The organism is Marinomonas profundimaris (assembly GCF_000508165.1).
Classification (GTDB): domain Bacteria; phylum Pseudomonadota; class Gammaproteobacteria; order Pseudomonadales; family Marinomonadaceae; genus Marinomonas; species Marinomonas profundimaris.
The window spans coordinates 61,945-79,638 of the sequence record NZ_AYOZ01000012.1 but is presented as its reverse complement, the minus strand read 5'-3'; the positions used below and the strand labels follow the sequence as shown (position 1 = coordinate 79,638).

Genomic DNA, 17,694 nt, shown 5'->3' with positions numbered 1-17,694 from the left:
AAATAATTGAGACGGTAAAGCGTTCGGTACTTAGTGCTGTGGTGCAGATTTCATTGAACGGTTTGCAGTCAGGTTTGCAAAAAATGCTTTTACACTTGCTTTGATTTTTTTGAAGGCAGCAGCGTAGTATGCACGGCGTAATTCGTACGCTTTTTCTACATAATAATCGGCATCAAGGTTTCCAAAGCTGTCGTATTTGTAATCGTTTTTCATCATGATTCTCCTAAGAAATAAGTCATATTTAACGCTGTCTATAATAGGATTTGACCAATCATTCAGCAAACGATCAATTCTCAGCTTATAGATTAGAAAAATTCACCATTATTGACGATGACCGTGGCATTTATCAAATAGAAGGTTGGTTGCTCAGTGCACGAAATTTCCCCGGTGGGATGCCCGCTGACCGCTTAAAAAAACGGGAAAAATAGCCTGGATCTTTGAACCCTAAGTCATAACTTATTTCTTCTACGGAGCGTGCTGTATAGATCAGACTGCGTTTGGCTTCGATTAACAATCTGTCATGAGCAAGGTCGAGTATGCTTTGATTGAACGCTCTTTTACTGACTCGGTTTAAGCGGCTGGTGGAGGTGCCTAATGCCTGTGCATATTGATCGCTGCTCCAGTGTTGCCGATAGTTCTGTTCAATTAATTCTTTGAGGTGCTGCGCGTGGCTGCCTTCGGCTTTGTTACTAATGCTCGTGACTCCGCTGATACGTTGGCGGTGCAGCAATAATAAGATGGCTTTAATCAGGTATTCGCTCATTAGCGCGCGACCTTCTCGTATCCGCGCGGACTCGTTTTCAAGTTGTTGGATTAACGGCCACAGTTCAGAAAATAGATTGCGATGACCGTTAAAATTTATATAACACGGCTGGCTGAGTAGCGGTTTGATAAAGTTGGCGGCTTTTTCTTGGTAAGCCTCTTCGACTAATGGCTCTGCAATACTGATGACTCGGCCGTCTGTATCAGGCGCAAATCGAAAACCATGGACGACGCCTGCGGGCACGATGATGGCCCACGCGCCTTGCAGTTTGTGCTGCTGCTCATCCAATTGCACTTTTGCTTCTCCTGATTTCAGAATGAGAATCTGAAAAAGCTGTGTGTGACGATGCGGGTTTATTTTCCAACCAAGGTTGCTGCTGCGTGATTCAATGTCTTCAATATGAAAAAACTCTGGGTTGTTGATCCAGCTGGATTCACCGTAAAGTCCAAAATGAGGAATGTTCGCTTTTTTCATGTTTTTCTTCTTTTGCGAAAGGTGCAGGAATGTGCTTCAAATGTTTTTATGCAATATCTAATAAATGCGATAAAAACACCCGTTAATATGGTTTTTTTGCGATAAAATCGCATAAATTTCGTTTTTTATCTATTTTGAAATGTATTTATTAAAATACGAATTGATCAAAAAGTACAATTTTTTGAATAAAAAGCACCTAACGTTTGCATCATTAATCTTCCACCATGGCATCACTGCTATGCTGAATACGTCATCAGCATTTAGAAAAACAATAAATTAAGGTGAGAGAAGATGAGAACTCAAGTTGCCATCATTGGTGCTGGCCCGTCGGGTCTATTACTGGGTCAATTGTTGTCCAAACAAGGCATTGATAACGTGATTATTGAACGCGCATCTGGCGACTATGTCCTTGGGCGTATTCGTGCTGGGGTGCTTGAGCAAGGCATGACGGATTTACTGCGCGAAGCCGGTGTTGGCGAGCGTATGGATCGAGAAGGCCAGGTACACACGGGCGTCGAGTTAGCCTTTAATAACAAACGTGTAAAAATCGAACTGGAAAAACTGACGGGTGGCAGCACTGTGATGGTGTATGGTCAAACTGAAGTCACACGGGATCTGATGGACGCACGTTCAGGCGCTGGTTTAACAACGTATTATGAATCCAGTAATGTGGTGTTGAACGATGTAAAAACCGATTCTCCTTATGTCACGTTTGAACACGGTGGCCAAACACACCGTTTAGATTGCGATTATATAGCGGGTTGTGATGGCTTTCACGGTGTGTCTCGCCCAACCATTCCAGAATCTTCTCGTAAAGAATTTGAGCGTGTTTACCCATTCGGCTGGCTCGGTGTTTTATCGGATACGCCGCCGGTAAACGATGAACTTATTTATTGTAAAACGGATCGCGGTTTTGCGATGACCAGCATGCGTTCTGCTACCCGCTCGCGTTATTACCTCCAAGTACCTTTGACCGACAAGGTCGAAAACTGGAGCGATGATGACTTCTGGACAGAATTAAAGCGTCGTCTCCCTGACGATGTTGCCGAAAAACTGGTGACGGGCCCGACGATCGAAAAGAGCATCGCGCCGTTGCGTTCTTTTGTTTGTGAACCGATGCAATACGGAAATTTATTTTTAGTCGGAGATGCCGCGCATATTGTGCCGCCAACTGGCGCGAAAGGCTTGAACCTCGCTGCGTCTGATGTGGCGACACTAAACAAAATATTCACGCGGGTTTATAAAGACGGCGACAAAGACTGCATACATCAATATTCCGAAATTTGTTTGCGCCGAGTCTGGCATGGTGAGCGTTTTTCTTGGTGGATGACGAACATGCTGCACGATTTCAGTGATGACAGCGGAAACAACACAGACGCAGAAACGCACGGTCGATTTATGAGTTCGGAGCTGAATTTCTACACGGATAATGAGGCGGGTCGTAGAGTGATTGCAATGCAGTACGTCGGGCTGCCTTATGAAGATCTGATTTAAGCAATAAAGGTGTGCTCGTAGCAAAAAAAGCGGCAATGTAATGTTTATTACAGCCGCTTTTTTTAGAGACTTGATAGGCACATTTATTTAAAACAAACCATCAAGCTAAAATGCTTAAACGGGGGGATTTTAGCCGCAGCATTTTTTGTATTTTTTATTGCTACCACACGAACACGGGTCGTTGCGTTGTGGTGTTTTTTCAACAAGTTGAGTAACAGGTTTGTTTAATAAGAAGTCCAAAGACGTAATGTCCTCCTCAATCTCACTGTTAATGCTAATGTTGGCAATTAAGTTGTTAGCGACCAATATGGCGTTTATTTCACGTTCACGCTCGGTGCTTTGTACTTGTAAAATTAGCGGGTTTTCTTCGCTACCAGATTTTACTTTAGGCTTAGGCTGATAATTGCCTTGGTTATGCTTACCCATGATATCGGGTCTACCACGATAAAAGAATTTTGACACTGGTGTTCCTAATGATATGTAAAACCACTCACAGCGAGTGACTCAAGACTGCGCAGTTTAACAGAGTTTAGAATGGTTAGCGCGTACCTTTAATGCCGCTAAAAGGTGTGTTTTTACACTGGGGGTGGGGCATTCTTCATTGGTTGTTTCGATGTGATGCCCTTTTATAAAATGATTAACCCATCACAAGGAATATGCTGAAAATATCTCTCGATGTTTTCAAATAGGGGGATACTTCAGGCCTTGTGCTTTATGAAAAAATGAAAGGGGTGTCTTTTTTTTAAACATCGCTTAATAATATAAATTATTTAATAATATCAATTAATTATAAATTAATGTTGGCTTTTTTAGGCGGCTGGAAACGATTGGTTTCTCAAAAAAGACAATAGTGCTATCCAATTTTTCAATACCTCTCACTTATAATCAATTACCTTTTCGATCATTAGGTTGTTAATCTCATAAAGGTAAATCAGTTCTAAAAATTGTATAAAAAAACAATAAAGCTATTTTGGGAGTCGATCATGATAAAAATAATCAAGCAGGCCGCAATCACTGCTGTTGCCGCATCCGCCATTGTTAGCGCTCAAGCTAACGCATCCGCTGAATATACTTTGCGTTTCAGTCACTTCTTTCCAGAAGTATCAGGGCCAAGTAAAAATTTATTTATGAAATGGGCTGAGGCCGTAGAAACGGAATCGAATGGACGTATTGATGTTCAGATGTACCCATCCAGCACGCTTGCTAAACCACCAGCGCAATACGATGCCGTTAAAAATAGCATCGCCGATGTGTCTGTGTCGGTTCAAGGCTACACAGCAAACCGTTTCCCGCTAACGCAAATTGTTGAGTTACCCGGTGTGTCTCAAAATGCGGCACAAGGTTCTTGTATCGTTCAGTCTTTGTACGATGAAGGCCTGATTTCAAACGAATACCGTCAAACCAAACCTCTGTTCTTGTTTACGCATGGGCCAGGCGGCATTCATACCACCAATAAAGAAATCAAAGTACCGAAAGACTTAGAAGGTTTGCGCATTCGCCGCCCTACGGCTGTGGTTGCAAAATTGCTTGAAGGTCTAGGTGCTCAGCCTGTTGGTATGCCAGCACCTGCGTCTTATCAGTCTACTCAACGTGGCGTGATTGATGGTGTTGCTTTGCCTTGGGAAGGGGAATACACGTTCCGCTTGAATGAACTAACACCACACCATACGGAAGTGGGTGGTCTTTATACACTTGCCTTCATAATGACCATTAATAAATCTTTTTATAACCGTCTTCCAGCGGATCTTAAAAAGGTTATTGATCATAACTCAGGCATTGAATGGTCTAAGAAAGCCGCGACCGTATTTGATGATTTGGATGCGAAAGGTCGTGCTCAAGCCATTGAAATGGGACACAAAATCAACGTCATTGAAGGCGGTGCAGAGAATCCTTTATGGAAACCAGTTCTTTATCAAGCAACAGAAGATTACTTGAATGAACTGCAAGCAAAAGGCTTACCTTCTTATAAGGTATATGCTCGTGCCGTTGAATTGTCTCAGTCCGCTTGTAAATAACGAAAGCGTATAGATATGACCAAGAGTTGTGGTAGTTGGAGAGTTTTAATGAAGGTAATAGCTCAATTAATAGAGCGTATCACGCATGGAATGCATTTGTTGGGCGGGGTGTTTTTAATCACAATGATGGTGGTTACCCTGTTTGATGTTTTCACCCGAGGTTTGTTTACTATAACGAATGGTTCAGTGGATTGGACTATTCTCGGTGGCATTGAGTTGGTGAAATACAGTCTGCTGTTTACCGTGCTCTTCATTCTTCCGCACTCTGTTAGCCGTTCACAGGTCATTGTTGACCTGTTTACGGAACGGCTTCAACCGCGAACGAAAAAAGTACTGGAAGCTGTTTATATTTTTTGTTTTGGGTTGATGGGCGCGGGTATGAGTTACAGCTTTTATCACTTGGTGGGTGAAGCTGAGATGAGTTATGAAACGACTCAGGACTTATTGATTCCATTGACGTATTTTTATGCGGTGGCTTGTTTTGCAACCTTTATGCTTACTGTGTCAGCAGTAACGTATACGTTGTCGTTATTATTTTCTAAAAAGGCCGAGTCATGAGTACTTCGATGATAGGTATTATTTGTATCGCAGCCATGCTGCTGCTAATTGCACTGCGTGCACCTGTTGCCTTGACGATGGCGTTGGCAGGTTTTGTGGGTTTTGGTTGGATTGTCGCATTTGATCCCGCTGTTTCTATTCTTGCCAGTGGGCCTTTTGAAACACTGTCTAATTATAGCTTTAGTCCCATTCCCATGTTTATTCTTATGGGGGTGTTTGCGTCCAAATCTGGGATGTCGCAAGAGCTATTCCAAGGCGCAAGGGCGATGTTTGGTAGCTGGCGTGGTGGAATGGCGCTGGCAGCAGTGACGTCTTGCGGGATTTTTTCCGCGATTTCAGGTTCATCAATGGCGACTGCGGCCAGCATGTCGCGTGTTGCGCTCCCTGAAATGGAAAAAAATGGCTATGCACCAACGTTAGCAACCGGTGTGTTAGCGGCGGGTGGCACGTTAGGCATCATGATTCCACCTTCAATCGCTCTGCTATTGTACGCCTTGATCACCGAGCAGTCGGTCGGCGCCATGTTTATTGCGGGTGTAATTCCAGGTTTGCTTGGGTTGGTCATGTACGGTCTAACAGTGGCGGTGTTGGTAACGGTTTTTCCAAATATTGCGCAACCAGGTAAAGCGACAACCTTAAAAGAAAAGATTCTTGGCCTTAAGGGGTTAGTGCCTTTTACTGGCGTCTTTGTGTTTATTATCGGCGGTATCTATAGTGGTTGGTTCACACCAACGGAAGCGTCTGCCGTAGGCGCGGGAGCCACCTTATTGATTGCTATTGTACGTGGCATGCGCTTCGAACAGTTTAAAGATGCGGTCGGTGAAACCTTGGTTATGTCTGCGATGATCTTCTTTATGATCATTGGTGCTGAGGTGTTTGGCTATTTTCTTTCTGTGTCACGGATCTCATTCTCTTTGGTTGAATATGTCGACAGCCTGCATTTAGGGCCTTACATGGTGCTATTTTGTGTGTTGATTCTGTTTATGGTGCTGGGTTGTGTCATGGACAGCATCGCGATGTTGTTGCTTACTGTGCCTGTGGTGTATCCGCTCATTCAAGCGGCTGGCTTTGATCCCATTTGGTTCGGTATCGTGGCGGTGATCACGGTGGAGTTAGGCTTGATTACGCCTCCGGTGGGCATGAATGTGTTTGTGATTAAATCGGTGGCGCCCCACATATCCATTGGCGATATGTACAAAGGCGTTATGCCATTTGTGATCTCAGACTTACTTCGCTTAGCGCTGATTGTGGCGTTTCCAATGTTGGCCATTGGCTTGGTGTAACGGATTGATAGAACGACCCTGTTTCGCTTATAAACATTGAAAGCACAAAAAACGGCGCCTACTGGGGCCGTTTTTTGTGCGTGTTTTAGCGCTAATCCAATTAGGTTTAATCCAAACGGGTTAACCAGGTGAACATGGCTTCAATGGCTTGATTCGCCCAGTTTAATGTCGCTTTTTCTTGAGCACTTTCTAAGCGCTTGGCGATACCTCGAGAACTGACGGTCCAAGAAGCCAGTCGAGAGCCAGTTGGGTCCATGAGTTCCAGTGTGCCGTCTTCAAAGACATAAAAACGCCCACCTTGTGTTTCGTGGTGTTGCTGGGTTCGGCTATTGAGTTTGAAAAGAGAATTGGCTTTTGGCGTTAATCCAAAATGTGACAAGGCGCTGGCTAACGCGTCTGCTTGGTTTGTTTTAGACGTATCAAAGCCAAAGCTGGCTAATGCTTTACTCAGTTGCGCTTCAATAATTTGAATGTCTGCGTCGGCTTGTCCAGCCAAAGTACGCTCGGTGGAGTACAGGCTAAGCTCTTCTGCGTACGCTTTACGTTGAGCAAAGTGTGGAATAAGTTGCATATACACTTGCCAATCTTGTACAGCGGGTGGCTTAGGCAGTGGCGTGGTCAGGATAGACGCTTGTTTACGGATTTGATTATCTGTTTCGTTGATGGCGAACGTTAACTTGGCGACAATACGAGTGCGATCAATCGCTTGCAGTGCGTAAACGTAATTTTGTCCAGTGAAGCGTTGTTGGTTGATGGCTTGTTCTAGCTCAATCGGTGATGTGGTGACTTGGGTGTAAGCGGTTTGTATCTTTGAAACTTGCTCACCACCTTGGCCTGATCGGACTTGAGTATCTTGTGTGTTGACTTGGCTCACTTGAGTTCGCAGCTGTTGTGCGATTTGAGCGTTGCCGTTTTGCTCTGCTTGAGTAAACGCCAAAGCAATGTTCTCAATGCGTGGTGCACTGCCAACGCCATACAAATGGGTGCTGTCTTTTGGGGGAGACGACACCCAATTTGGCATCGTCTCTTGTGCTTGATCAGATTTGGTATTGGAGCCTAAACACCCTGTCAGAGTGAGTAACAGCCCCGTTACCATGATCCAGTTTAACGGCATTGGAAGGACGGAAGATTTCATTATTAGAAGAAACCTTTGTCTGCCAATTTTTTAAGTTTCTTCTGACCATTCCACACTTCGCGGTTGGTTGTCATATCGATCAGTTTTAAATCCACTTGGTAGAAGCTAACACGTTGGTCGCCGTTTGAGTCCACGATGGAATTGATGGTGCCGGATAAGGCAAACCCTGCACCTTGTTCTAGACCGAACTTCGCTACGGTATCTGGTGCCGCGTTCAAAGCTTGTTCTTCGCGCTCAGTACGAATTTCGTCTCGTTCTGCGCCTGACACAACAAAATCTACTTTACCGGCGCGCAGTAGGCTGCGTTTGATGTCGTTGATAAAGGTGTCGACTGGAATGTGCTCGGAGGTTTTGTTACGAATCGTCTGAACGATCACCGTTGGATTGCCTTTTTGACTGAAGTTGTAGTCACGGAACCAAGGGAAGGTCAGCATGTCCCCCATCATTTCTTCCGCTACGAGACGGGAATCGGTGTCATTCCAACGGTCTGATAGCATCACATCCTCATTGGTATCGATGCGTTTTACACTGCCAGAACAAGCGGTTAATAATGCGGCCATAAAGAGCGTGAACATGCTTTTCCATGACAGAGAAGCCCATTTAGACAATGTTAGTTTATCAATGTACATAGTATTTTCCTTACGTCCTTTTACCTAAAACTAGGCATTTAGTGTAATCAATTTAATTCGGATTGCGTAGATTCCAAAGCGTAATTTTATTCGCTTCTAAGTTCACTTTGCCAAGAGAGAAGGTTTTCTTATTCACCGTATAGTCTGGCGTGTATTCTCCTGGTGGCAGCGGTTCTCGTGTTAGCCTGACTTGCGCTGGCAGTGTGAGCCAATTTCGAGTATCGGCGGCAGACGACGCAAACACGGCAACTTGTCCAATAAGGTTTAATATCAAACTGGCGCTTTCATCTTGAACATTGGCCGCCACTTGATACGCCAACCAACTGCGCAATAATTCTCGGATTAAACCTTCATAAATGTCTCGTTGCGCTTGTGCGAGTTGTTCTTGAAACGAAATGTCGGCGAGCGATGTCATTCTTACGCTGTGATTTTTAACCTTGGCCTTGGGGTTATTCACTTGCAGTGTGGTTTGATGTTTGTCCAAAGTGAAGCGACCATAGTAAGGCACGGTAACACGAATGGTTTGTTGGGTAAGTAATGTATCGACCTTGGCAGAGTTAAGTTGCTGCCAAACTGGACGTCCAAGAATGACTCGTTTGGTAAAAATGCCGGAAAAGGTGCCCCACGCGCCGCCCGTTTTGTAGTTGGCAATTAGGTTGAGTGGATTAATATCGGCATAGACCATGGTAAACCAACGAAAAGCGTCATTCGCTTCGATGCTGCCTCCGCCGTGAAGCGGTTCCAAAACCAATGAGTATGCGCGTGGATCCGCGTACAGCAATAATGTCATTTCACGCTTATCGGGAATAAAGCCTTGGTGTTCTAAGACAACCAATTCCGCATCGCCGCTCTGATATTGCTTGAGTGTTTCCTGCATCTCAGCTGACAGCTTGGCATTGACTTGTTGTTGGATTTCACTCTGGCTAAAACCGCCTTTTTGCATCATACGGATAGTGTCTAACCATGCGCGCTCTGACGTGACTGTTGGTAAGTCGTATTGTTTTGCGTAGCCATCTTCGTACAAATTGGCGGCTTTTTGATAGCTGATGCGCGCGTCGTCGTATTCGCCATTTATTTCGTATTGTAGGCCTTCCATATAACGCGCCCACGCGTCATCACGGTAGAGGAATTGGTCTGTATCTCGGCCGCCAGTATAAAAATCTCCTAACCAACTTAATGCCTTCATGTAGAAGGCTTGGTTTTCTTTGGCGTTCAAATCTTGATAACTGGGATTTTGTGCGCGAATTTCATTGAGTTTAATATCAATACGACGAACTTCAACCAAGGCGGCGTCGTTCAAGTGACGTTTTTTTGCAGTGTTGTTTTCACCTGCCGCTAAGGCGAGGTAATTCATGGATTTTAGGTAGCTGATGTAAACTCGCTCCATGCCGCTACCGTGGTAATCACTTTGTCTTGGATTGCTTAATAACGCCCAAGAGCGATTCGTAAAATTCTCTGGGAAGAAGGTGTCGCTCATTCTTTCTGCTTGTTCTAGCAGGGCGTTGCTGCGTTCAAAATCGCCTTGGTTCTGGGCGAGCGCGCCAATCTCCATGTAATAAAGTAGCTTGTCTTGTGAGTTGTCTAATACACCTTCTAGTTTCGCTTCGGCTTCTTTCCATTCGCCTTCTTTCGCTAGGCTTAATCCGGCTTCAATGTCTTGTTTGTAGGTGGCGCAACCAGCCAAAAAAATCACGCTTAAGCAAAGAAAGATCCACCGCACATTACATTCCTTTATTCAAAAACTGATTGGCGACCAATATGGCGAGCAAGGCAAAGCAGCCAAGGTAGAGGAGTAACCAGCGAGCTTTTAAGCAATTCGGACAAGGTTTCTTTTTCTTTTTCATCACAGTTTCCATATATAGGCGAACTAAAAGTACTGGAGATACTAAAAATACGGGTGATACTAAAAGGCAATCTGTCTTTATTATGCATTAAAAAAGGAGGCGCGTGGCCTCCTTTTTTTACACGTCAATATTATCTATTGAGTGGTTTCAGCTTGTTGCTTTTGAAGGCTTTCTAGATAAAGCGCATCAAAGTTGATTGGTGCAAGCATAATGGCAGGGAAGCTGCCTTTTACAACAATCGCATCGATATTTTCACGAGCGTATGGGAACAATGTTGCTGGGCAGAATGCACCCAAAGCGTGGTGTAATTGTTGATCATCAAGGCCAGAAACAACAAATAAACCGCCTTGTTGAATTTGCACTAAGTAACCTGCTTCGCCGCTGTTTTTTACGGTAACCGTAATTTCCAATACGACTTCGTAAACGCTTTCGCCTACTTGACGGCTTTTGGTGTTCAGTTCCAAGCCAACTTCAGGTTTCCACTCTTCTTGAAAAATCATCGGTGAACGAGGTGATTCAAAAGAAATGTCTTTCAAGAAAACACGCTGCATAGACAGTTGTGGTGTAGGTGCTTCTTGAGTTTCTGCAGCTGTGTTCGCTTCTGTTGTATCAGACATAAATGTTCCTTTTTTTATATTTTAAATATTACGTTATCGCCAAATGAAATAGGCAAGTAAACGATTATTGAGCAAGTAGATCATCGACTTTTTTCTGGCGTTCAAGATCAAAAAGATCATCGCAGCCGCCAATGTGGTGTTCGCCGATCCATATTTGAGGAACCGACGTGCGCCCACTTTTCTGTGTCATTTCTTGGCGCAGTTTGTTGTTGCCATCCACGCAAATCTCATTGAAGGCGACATTTTTAGACGATAAAAGTTGCTTTGCTCGTGTGCAAAATGGGCAGTAGTTGCTGGAATAAATAGTAACAGTGGCCATGATTTTATCTCTTATCCTTTCACTAATGGCAAGCTAGAAGATTGCCATTCAGCAATGCCGCCTTGAAGTTTGTATACCTTAGCGAAACCTTCTTTCTTCAAGTCTTTTGCACTTGCGCCAGAGGTTACACCAGATTTGCATACTATGATGATTGGGGCGTCTTTGTGTTTCTCAAGACGTTTAAGATTTTCTTTCATCTTAGTCGCAGGGATATTTAAAGCGCCGGTAATGTGACCTGTTTTGAACTCTTTCTCAGGACGAATATCAACAACAACAGCGTCTTCGCTGTTCATTAAACTCGTGGCTGCTGAAGGGGTTAGTCCTTGTGCGCCGCCTTTGCTTTCAACAAAAAGTAAGGTAGCAAGAATCGCTAAAAAGACAGCGACCATTTCCCAGTGGTTAATAGAAAATTCAATAAGTTGGTTCATCATAATCGTAAGGCCCATATTTAAACTGCCAGCATTATACACGCCGAGTGGAATCGGTACATAGTCTCAGACAAAGGTGACAAATATATGATGAGGGGAGGCGTGGAAATGATAGAGAAACAATGAATTACGAGCGCCTAGCCCCCGTAATCCTTCGTTTCATGGAAATCGCAGTGCTATTTGGTATTGGTGGAATCAAAAATTTTATCCGCGTTACCTTCGATAAAGCTGTCAAATAGCGTGCCGTCTAACATGGTGTGACGGCGAGCAAACTCATAAAAGCAACTTGGAATGGTTTTTTGTGATCCATCGGAAAAGGTGTAATCCACTTTATCGGCCATGGTCGAAGATTGTTCTAGGAAGGATTGCGGCGTGCCTTTTACTAGGCCGCCAACTTCGTTCAGCGCATAACCTTCATCGATCAGCATTTGGTTAACGGCTTCGATGGTTGGGTATTTCTTAAGATGGTTAATGCTGACAGTAAAGTGGTTCGCTTGTAATCCCATAGTGGACAACCAAGCGGCGTATTCACTGTGTTCTGCGAGCGCTAGATAATCCGCTTCGGTAGGTGTTTTCCATAGTTTTCCCGCCCAGAAAATAGCAGGGCTTTGCACCGCATCGGCCGGAATTTGTTCGATAAACTGATTGATAATGGCTTGGCACGACTCAGGCAGTTCTTCTACTAATAATTCAGAAAGGAAAACCTTAGGGGAATTTACGTCTGTTTCGTGTTTATAACAACGGGCTTTAAGGTGCTTGCTCTCAAAGCGAAACGCGCCGTATGCCTTGTAACCAATGGCTTCCAGTTGAGGTTCTAACTTTTCCAATGATATTGGTGAGTTATTAAAAGTACGAAAGGCCACATGATCGTTTAATACGGTTTCGCCATGGCTTTCGAAAAGTTGTTGAATACGCTGAGCTTGTGGGGTGATTTGTGTGTAGCTGTCCCATAAAGCGCTAAAAAAATCATTAGGTGTCATACAGTGTCTCGCAATGGCGTTAAATCGTTCAGTTACTTTAGTTCAGGGATAAGCCGTAACGCAAAAGGTAAAAATGCATTTCATGATGCGTAAAAGTATTATGAGCGACCTTTATACAGGGCTTTTATTAACAAGTAATTGCTGTTTGGCCGTCAAAATCGTGTTTATCAAGTGCGCTGGAAAGCTGCGTTCTTTTTTATGCGCCAATCCGACCACACGTTTCAACTTCACGTCGTTCAGTGGTCGTAGGCAAAGGTCGTTGCGTCCGCGAGAAGAATGCTCGGGAATCAATGAAATCCCCAATCCCGCTGCGACCAAATCCAGCGCGTATTCCTCTGTTTTGACTTGCGCCCGAACGTCCGTGGTGAGCTCTTGCTTTTGCATCAGGTAATTCCACGATTCTAAAATGTCGCATGGTGTTCGCGATATAAAAGGCTGTTTGTCGATTTGCTTGATGGAAATAGAAGGGAAATCCGCCAGCCAATGATCCAACGGCATCGCGATCACGTAATCGTCTTCCCAGAGCGGATAAAACACATCTTCTTCTGTTGTGTAACGACTGCAAGTAAAGCGCAGATCGGCGCGTTCAGATTCATCGACCAGCTTGAGCGTTAAGCCTGATACTTCATCCAGCATGGTTTTGATTACTTGGCTGATCAAAGCGCCAGACAAAAAAGGCGTCAAGGAAATCGACAAAGCCAATGGTGCGGGCGAATCAATAAACAAACTGCGCATGGCGCTGAGATCACTGACCATCTTGCACGCGTGTGGATAAAGCTGCGAGCCGCTGTCGGTTGGCGATACACCTTTTGAATGGCGCACAAACAGCTTGGTGCTGAGGTCTTCTTCCAGTTGCGCCACCGTGGTCGAAATCGAAGGCTGAGCAACAAAGCAGCGTTTGGCGGCGGCGCTTAGGCTGCGCTCTTCGTAGACGGCAATAAAGTAACGTAATGATCGAATGTCCATGTGGTGCTCTTTTAAGTGTCGAATAAAGTGTCTTTTCAATATACCTATAGACGTGCAATCCAGCCATAGGGAAAAACTAGACCACTGGCAGGAAAATGGTATTTCTCAATATAACGTGAGCTGGTTATGGTGGAGGACGTTGAGTTTTATTTCTAAACACATTTTAAGAGGTTTCATATGTCATTGGCTTGCTTGGACACATTGGGCATCAACTCCCTAAAACAGGGCGATACTTTCTTCAGTCTTTTAACAGGCAATACCATGGTGCTGGGTGAAGGGCATCCTTTTTCGGCTCACAGTCCGATTGATGGTGTGATGCTGTCTACCTTTAACAATGCGACACCTGCGCAGCTGGAAAAAGTAACAGCAGAATTAAAAGACGCGTTCAACGTATTGCGTACGATTCCGGCGCCACGTCGCGGCGAGTTGGTACGTCGAATTGGTGACGAAGCGCGCAAATATAAAAATGAATTGGCGCAAGTGATCTCGCTTGAAGCGGGAAAAATCACCCCAGAAGCGTTAGGCGAAGTGCAAGAATGGATCGACGTGTGTGACTTTGCCGTTGGTCAGTCTCGCATGTTGCATGGTTTGTCCATTGTGTCGGAACGTCCAGGGCATCGAATGATGGAGCAATGGCAGCCACTGGGTCCGGTTGCGGTGATTACTGCGTTTAACTTCCCGATGGCCGTGTGGGCGTGGAATGCCATGTTGGGTCTTGTTTGTGGTGATCCAATCCTACTAAAGCCGTCTGAAAAAGCCCCATTGTGTGCCTTGGCCATGTATCAAATCGCACAAAATGTCATTGCTGATATGCCTGATATCCCTAAAGCGGCGGTGTCTGTGATGATTGGCGATCGTGATTTGGGCGAAGCCATTGCGGCGAATGCGACGTTCCCGTTGGTGTCGGCGACAGGTTCGACGGCAATGGGTCGCGCCGTGGCACAAACGGTCGCGGGTCGTTTGGGTCGCTCTTTATTAGAACTTGGCGGCAACAACGCCATGATCGTGTCGGACACGGCGGATTTGGATCTTGCGTTGCGTGCCATTGTGTTTTCGGCGGCAGGAACGGCGGGCCAGCGTTGCACCACGTTACGTCGACTTATTACGCACGAAAGCATCGTGGATGGTTTGGTTGAGCGTTTGGCGAAATCGTACGGTTCATTGTCGATCGGCAACCCATTAACGGATGGCAACCTTGTTGGGCCATTAATCGATGAAGGCAGTTTTGGTCGCATGCAAGCGGCATTGGAAACCGCGAAACAGCAAGGTGGCAAGATCATCTGCGGTGGCGACCGTGTCACGGAAGGCGTTCCAGCGGGGGGCTTTTATGTGAAGCCCGCGATCGTTCGTATTGCACACGATGCGCCGATTGTTCATGAAGAAACCTTCGCGCCGATTCTGTATGTTTTGACCTACAGCGCTTTTGACGAAGCGATCGACATTCAAAATGAAGTGCCTCAAGGATTGTCGTCAGCGGTCTTTACCGAAAGCTTGCGTGAAGCGGAAATGTTCATGTCTCCAGCGGGTTCGGATTGTGGCATTGCTAACGTTAATATTGGTACATCGGGCGCGGAAATTGGTGGCGCGTTCGGAGGGGAAAAAGACACAGGTGGTGGTCGTGAATCGGGTTCCGATGCGTGGAGAAACTACATGCGTCGTACCACAAACACGGTCAATTACGGTGGTGATTTGCCGTTAGCGCAAGGCATTGTATTTGAATAGAAGTTTAGTGCTCGAATAAAGGCGTTTAGCACGACGAGATGAAAATCTGGTCGTGCGTTAATTATGGATTTTTGTTTCCTGATCGTGGTCGCTTCTGGAGTGGTCGTTATGTCTGAATTATTGTGTGATTCCTTGTGGCGAGCCAGTGCGCCAGCCGCGCCGGTGCTAACGTCATTAGAAGGGCGTTTGGATGTGGATGTGGTGATTGTTGGCGGCGGATTTACAGGGTTGTCGGCGGCATTGCACATGGCAAAATTTGGTCTGTCTGTTGTGGTGGTTGAAGCGCATGAAATTGGCTTTGGCGGTTCAGGGCGTAATGTCGGACTGGCCAACGCCGGATTATGGTTGGAACCCGATCAGTTGGATAAAACCATTGGCGCAGAAGCTGGCAAGCGGCTTTATGACGCCTTGGCTGTGGCGCCTGATTATGTGTATGGTTTGATCGACGAATACGGTATTCAGTGCGAAGCCACTCGACACGGCACCTTGCACGCCGGTGTTGGTAAAGCGGGATTGGCGCAATTAGAACGTCGTTACGAGCAATTGGTTCGACGCGGTGCGCCCGTTCAGTTATTGGATGCGGCGCAAGCGCAATCTCGAATTGGTTCTGATAAGTTTAATGCGGCCTTGTTTGATCCGCGGGCGGGAACGATTCAGCCATTGGCGTACGCCAGAGGCCTTGCGGACGCGGCGTTAAAAGAAGGCGCGAAATTGTTCGAATATTCTCCCGTCATTAAAATCGAACCGACACCAAGTGGTTGGGCGATTCATACGGATCGCGGAGAAGTGCACGCGGAGAAAGTCATCTTGGCGACCAACGCGTACAGCGAGCAGGGCGTAAAAGAGCAGGCACGAAAATTCGTGCCGATTTTTTATTCTCAGTTGGCGAGTAAGGCACTGACGGATGCGCAATTGGCGAGCATCCTGCCGAACAAAGAAGGTGTTTGGGACACCTGTACTGTGATGAGCTCTTTTCGTCTTGATCAACAGGGGCGTTTGGTTTTCGGTGGTATGGGCGGTGAAGGCAGTGTGTTGTCGAATTGGGCGTGTCAGCGTGTTAAAGCGCTGTTTCCGATTTTGAATAAAGTAGAATGGGACTATTGCTGGACGGGAAAAATTGCCTACAGTGAGGATCATTTGCCTCATTGTCAGCAGTTGCAAAATGGCTTGTTCAGCGTAGCCGGTTACAGTGGTCGAGGCATTGGTCCCGGAACAGTGGTGGGGGCGGAATTGGCGCAATGGTTTGCGGGGCAACGGGAAAGTTTGTCGATTCCCACTACCTTGTTAAGAGACATTCCCTTTAGAGAGTTAAAACGCATGTTTTATGAGGTGGGTGCGCATACTTATCATCTTGGTCAACAATCCCACGCGTTGGACTAATTGGTTGTTTTGATGGTGTATTTAAATGTTAAAAACGCATCTTTGTGGTGCGTTTTTACATTTAACTGTTTGGGAATAAGCGTGATATAGGATACAGTTATTACCTTCCTGTTTTTACTTTCTTTTTTTGTGAGCGAGTAACGTCACCATGCGCCGTTATATCCCTTCTTCCACTGCGTTAAAATGCTTTGAAGCTTCAGTTAGGCACTTAAGCTTCACTAAGGCTGCGGAAGAGTTACACCTAACCCAAAGTGCGGTCAGTCGACAAATTCGTAACCTCGAAGAGTTTTTGTCCCGTGATCTTTTTATCCGTCTCAATAAACGATTGGTTTTAACTGGTACGGGCGCTGCGTATTACAAAGAAGTGGTGCCATTGCTGGATGGCATGGAAAACGCGTGTCTAAAAATGCTACACCGTGAAGACGAAAAAACCACACTGACCATTTCGGCATTACCAACCTTGGCGTCATATTGGTTGATGCCGCTGCTGGCGGAGTTTCAACTCGAGCATCCTCAGTTTCAGATCAAAGTACGTTCCTTGGACGACGCCGCAAAAATTGACCCTGAAAATATCGATATTATTTTGCATTATGGCGGCGATCATTGGCCGCGCGCGATTTCACATCAATTAATTCGAGAGCATGTTATCGCGGTCAGCTCACCTGAGTTGTTGTCGCGTATTGGTGATAACGCGATCGGTGAGTGGCGAGTGGAAGATGTTACTCAGTTTCCATTTTTGCATTTATCGTCACGGATGAATGCGTGGCCAGATTGGATGGTGTCTCAAGGGTTAGAAAGCGGCTCCTTTGCGGGCGCCTCATTTGCTCACTTTCATATGCTACTGGAAGCAGCAAAACATGGAATGGGCATTGCAATATTGCCAACGATTCTCGCTGAACGTAGTTTAAACACAGGTGAGCTGGTGGCGCCGTTTGGCAAGGCGGTATCGACGCCACACGAATACCTTTTGTCCTACCCTGTGGACAAAGCAGATCTTGAGCAAGTCGTGATTTTTCGTGATTGGTTGTTGGCAAAACGAAATGAATTGTTCTGCACTCATTAATGAAACTTATAGCCTGAATAGATA

Annotated in this window: 19 protein-coding genes; 7 read left to right on the top strand and 12 right to left on the bottom strand. The window is 45.6% G+C overall.

Going from position 1 to position 17,694, the window contains the following annotated elements:
- Window positions 1-30: 30 nt before the first annotated feature.
- Both D104_RS26595 and D104_RS26590 read right to left on the bottom strand, forming a co-directional pair.
- Window positions 31-216, bottom strand: coding sequence for an RSP_7527 family protein (locus D104_RS26595; RefSeq protein ID WP_235075914.1), 186 nt, complete (start codon window positions 214-216; stop codon window positions 31-33).
- A gap of 130 nt (window positions 217-346) precedes the next feature.
- On the bottom strand, window positions 347-1,237 hold the full coding sequence (locus D104_RS26590; RefSeq protein ID WP_024023689.1) for a helix-turn-helix domain-containing protein: 891 nt from the start codon (window positions 1,235-1,237) through the stop codon (window positions 347-349).
- A gap of 291 nt (window positions 1,238-1,528) precedes the next feature.
- On the opposite strand from D104_RS26590, the gene pobA reads away from it, so the two are divergent.
- Window positions 1,529-2,731, top strand: a complete 1,203-nt coding sequence (pobA, locus tag D104_RS26585) for a 4-hydroxybenzoate 3-monooxygenase (RefSeq protein WP_024023688.1) — start codon at window positions 1,529-1,531, stop codon at window positions 2,729-2,731.
- A 129-nt stretch (window positions 2,732-2,860) separates the two neighbouring features.
- Here pobA and D104_RS26580 read toward each other — a convergent pair whose 3' ends face one another.
- Complete coding sequence (locus D104_RS26580; protein ID WP_024023687.1) at window positions 2,861-3,193, bottom strand: PBPRA1643 family SWIM/SEC-C metal-binding motif protein; 333 nt, start codon at window positions 3,191-3,193, stop codon at window positions 2,861-2,863.
- Between the two features lie 521 nt (window positions 3,194-3,714).
- Between D104_RS26580 and D104_RS26575 the strand changes: the two genes are divergently transcribed.
- The 3 genes from D104_RS26575 to D104_RS26565 are packed head-to-tail and all read left to right on the top strand — an operon-like array spanning window position 3,715 to window position 6,587.
- Window positions 3,715-4,746, top strand: a complete 1,032-nt coding sequence (locus D104_RS26575; RefSeq protein WP_024023686.1) for a TRAP transporter substrate-binding protein — start codon at window positions 3,715-3,717, stop codon at window positions 4,744-4,746.
- Window positions 4,747-4,794: 48 nt separating this feature from the next.
- Window positions 4,795-5,304: a TRAP transporter small permease gene (locus D104_RS26570; RefSeq protein WP_024023685.1), complete on the top strand. Its 510-nt coding sequence runs from the start codon at window positions 4,795-4,797 to the stop codon at window positions 5,302-5,304.
- Window positions 5,301-6,587 (top strand): TRAP transporter large permease, encoded by a 1,287-nt coding sequence (locus D104_RS26565; RefSeq protein WP_024023684.1) that lies wholly within the window; start codon window positions 5,301-5,303, stop codon window positions 6,585-6,587. Before D104_RS26570 ends, D104_RS26565 begins: the two co-directional genes overlap by 4 nt.
- Before the next feature lie 106 nt (window positions 6,588-6,693).
- Here the strand turns inward: D104_RS26565 and D104_RS26560 are convergent, their stop codons facing one another.
- The 9 genes from D104_RS26560 to D104_RS26520 all read right to left on the bottom strand — a co-directional run bounded on the left by D104_RS26560 (window position 6,694) and on the right by D104_RS26520 (window position 13,505).
- Complete coding sequence (locus D104_RS26560; protein ID WP_024023683.1) at window positions 6,694-7,722, bottom strand: LPP20 family lipoprotein; 1,029 nt, start codon at window positions 7,720-7,722, stop codon at window positions 6,694-6,696.
- Window positions 7,723-7,724: 2 nt separating this feature from the next.
- On the bottom strand, window positions 7,725-8,351 hold the full coding sequence (locus D104_RS26555) for a penicillin-binding protein activator LpoB (RefSeq protein ID WP_024023682.1): 627 nt from the start codon (window positions 8,349-8,351) through the stop codon (window positions 7,725-7,727).
- A gap of 52 nt (window positions 8,352-8,403) precedes the next feature.
- Entirely contained in the window at window positions 8,404-10,071 is a 1,668-nt protein-coding gene (locus D104_RS26550) for a hypothetical protein (RefSeq protein ID WP_024023681.1), read from the bottom strand.
- Window position 10,072: 1 nt separating this feature from the next.
- Window positions 10,073-10,276 (bottom strand): disulfide bond formation protein B, encoded by a 204-nt coding sequence (locus D104_RS37620; RefSeq protein ID WP_268743896.1) that lies wholly within the window; start codon window positions 10,274-10,276, stop codon window positions 10,073-10,075.
- A gap of 53 nt (window positions 10,277-10,329) precedes the next feature.
- Entirely contained in the window at window positions 10,330-10,812 is a 483-nt protein-coding gene (gene secB / locus D104_RS26540) for a protein-export chaperone SecB (RefSeq protein WP_024023679.1), read from the bottom strand.
- 64 nt (window positions 10,813-10,876) lie between these two features.
- A complete protein-coding gene (gene grxC / locus D104_RS26535; RefSeq protein ID WP_024023678.1) occupies window positions 10,877-11,131 on the bottom strand; it encodes a glutaredoxin 3 in 255 nt (84 codons plus the stop codon).
- An 11-nt stretch (window positions 11,132-11,142) separates the two neighbouring features.
- Window positions 11,143-11,562, bottom strand: a complete 420-nt coding sequence (locus D104_RS26530; RefSeq protein WP_036200796.1) for a rhodanese-like domain-containing protein — start codon at window positions 11,560-11,562, stop codon at window positions 11,143-11,145.
- Window positions 11,563-11,735: 173 nt separating this feature from the next.
- Window positions 11,736-12,539, bottom strand: coding sequence for a DUF1338 domain-containing protein (locus D104_RS26525; protein WP_024023676.1), 804 nt, complete (start codon window positions 12,537-12,539; stop codon window positions 11,736-11,738).
- A gap of 111 nt (window positions 12,540-12,650) precedes the next feature.
- Window positions 12,651-13,505 (bottom strand): LysR family transcriptional regulator, encoded by an 855-nt coding sequence (locus D104_RS26520; protein WP_024023675.1) that lies wholly within the window; start codon window positions 13,503-13,505, stop codon window positions 12,651-12,653.
- 177 nt (window positions 13,506-13,682) lie between these two features.
- Between D104_RS26520 and amaB the strand changes: the two genes are divergently transcribed.
- From amaB to D104_RS26505, 3 genes are all read left to right on the top strand, one after another.
- Window positions 13,683-15,227, top strand: a complete 1,545-nt coding sequence (gene amaB, locus D104_RS26515) for an L-piperidine-6-carboxylate dehydrogenase (protein ID WP_024023674.1) — start codon at window positions 13,683-13,685, stop codon at window positions 15,225-15,227.
- A gap of 108 nt (window positions 15,228-15,335) precedes the next feature.
- Window positions 15,336-16,607, top strand: coding sequence for an NAD(P)/FAD-dependent oxidoreductase (locus D104_RS26510; protein WP_024023673.1), 1,272 nt, complete (start codon window positions 15,336-15,338; stop codon window positions 16,605-16,607).
- Between the two features lie 148 nt (window positions 16,608-16,755).
- Entirely contained in the window at window positions 16,756-17,670 is a 915-nt protein-coding gene (locus D104_RS26505; RefSeq protein ID WP_024023672.1) for a LysR substrate-binding domain-containing protein, read from the top strand.
- Window positions 17,671-17,694 lie beyond the last annotated feature (24 nt).

What these genes read in the sequence shown, in the direction of transcription:
- D104_RS26530 (WP_036200796.1), bottom strand. Translation starts at nt 11,562, where the DNA reads ATGATGAACCAACTTATTGAATTTTCTATTAACCACTGGGAAATGGTC.
- grxC (WP_024023678.1), bottom strand. Translation starts at nt 11,131, where the DNA reads ATGGCCACTGTTACTATTTATTCCAGCAACTACTGCCCATTTTGCACA.
- D104_RS26510 (WP_024023673.1), top strand. Translation starts at nt 15,336, where the DNA reads ATGTCTGAATTATTGTGTGATTCCTTGTGGCGAGCCAGTGCGCCAGCC.
- D104_RS26565 (WP_024023684.1), top strand. Translation starts at nt 5,301, where the DNA reads ATGAGTACTTCGATGATAGGTATTATTTGTATCGCAGCCATGCTGCTG.
- D104_RS26575 (WP_024023686.1), top strand. Translation starts at nt 3,715, where the DNA reads ATGATAAAAATAATCAAGCAGGCCGCAATCACTGCTGTTGCCGCATCC.
- D104_RS26505 (WP_024023672.1), top strand. Translation starts at nt 16,756, where the DNA reads ATGCGCCGTTATATCCCTTCTTCCACTGCGTTAAAATGCTTTGAAGCT.
- amaB (WP_024023674.1), top strand. Translation starts at nt 13,683, where the DNA reads ATGTCATTGGCTTGCTTGGACACATTGGGCATCAACTCCCTAAAACAG.
- D104_RS26525 (WP_024023676.1), bottom strand. Translation starts at nt 12,539, where the DNA reads ATGACACCTAATGATTTTTTTAGCGCTTTATGGGACAGCTACACACAA.
- D104_RS26590 (WP_024023689.1), bottom strand. Translation starts at nt 1,237, where the DNA reads ATGAAAAAAGCGAACATTCCTCATTTTGGACTTTACGGTGAATCCAGC.
- D104_RS26555 (WP_024023682.1), bottom strand. Translation starts at nt 8,351, where the DNA reads ATGTACATTGATAAACTAACATTGTCTAAATGGGCTTCTCTGTCATGG.
- D104_RS26570 (WP_024023685.1), top strand. Translation starts at nt 4,795, where the DNA reads ATGAAGGTAATAGCTCAATTAATAGAGCGTATCACGCATGGAATGCAT.
- D104_RS26520 (WP_024023675.1), bottom strand. Translation starts at nt 13,505, where the DNA reads ATGGACATTCGATCATTACGTTACTTTATTGCCGTCTACGAAGAGCGC.
- secB (WP_024023679.1), bottom strand. Translation starts at nt 10,812, where the DNA reads ATGTCTGATACAACAGAAGCGAACACAGCTGCAGAAACTCAAGAAGCA.
- D104_RS26560 (WP_024023683.1), bottom strand. Translation starts at nt 7,722, where the DNA reads ATGAAATCTTCCGTCCTTCCAATGCCGTTAAACTGGATCATGGTAACG.
- pobA (WP_024023688.1), top strand. Translation starts at nt 1,529, where the DNA reads ATGAGAACTCAAGTTGCCATCATTGGTGCTGGCCCGTCGGGTCTATTA.
- D104_RS26595 (WP_235075914.1), bottom strand. Translation starts at nt 216, where the DNA reads ATGATGAAAAACGATTACAAATACGACAGCTTTGGAAACCTTGATGCC.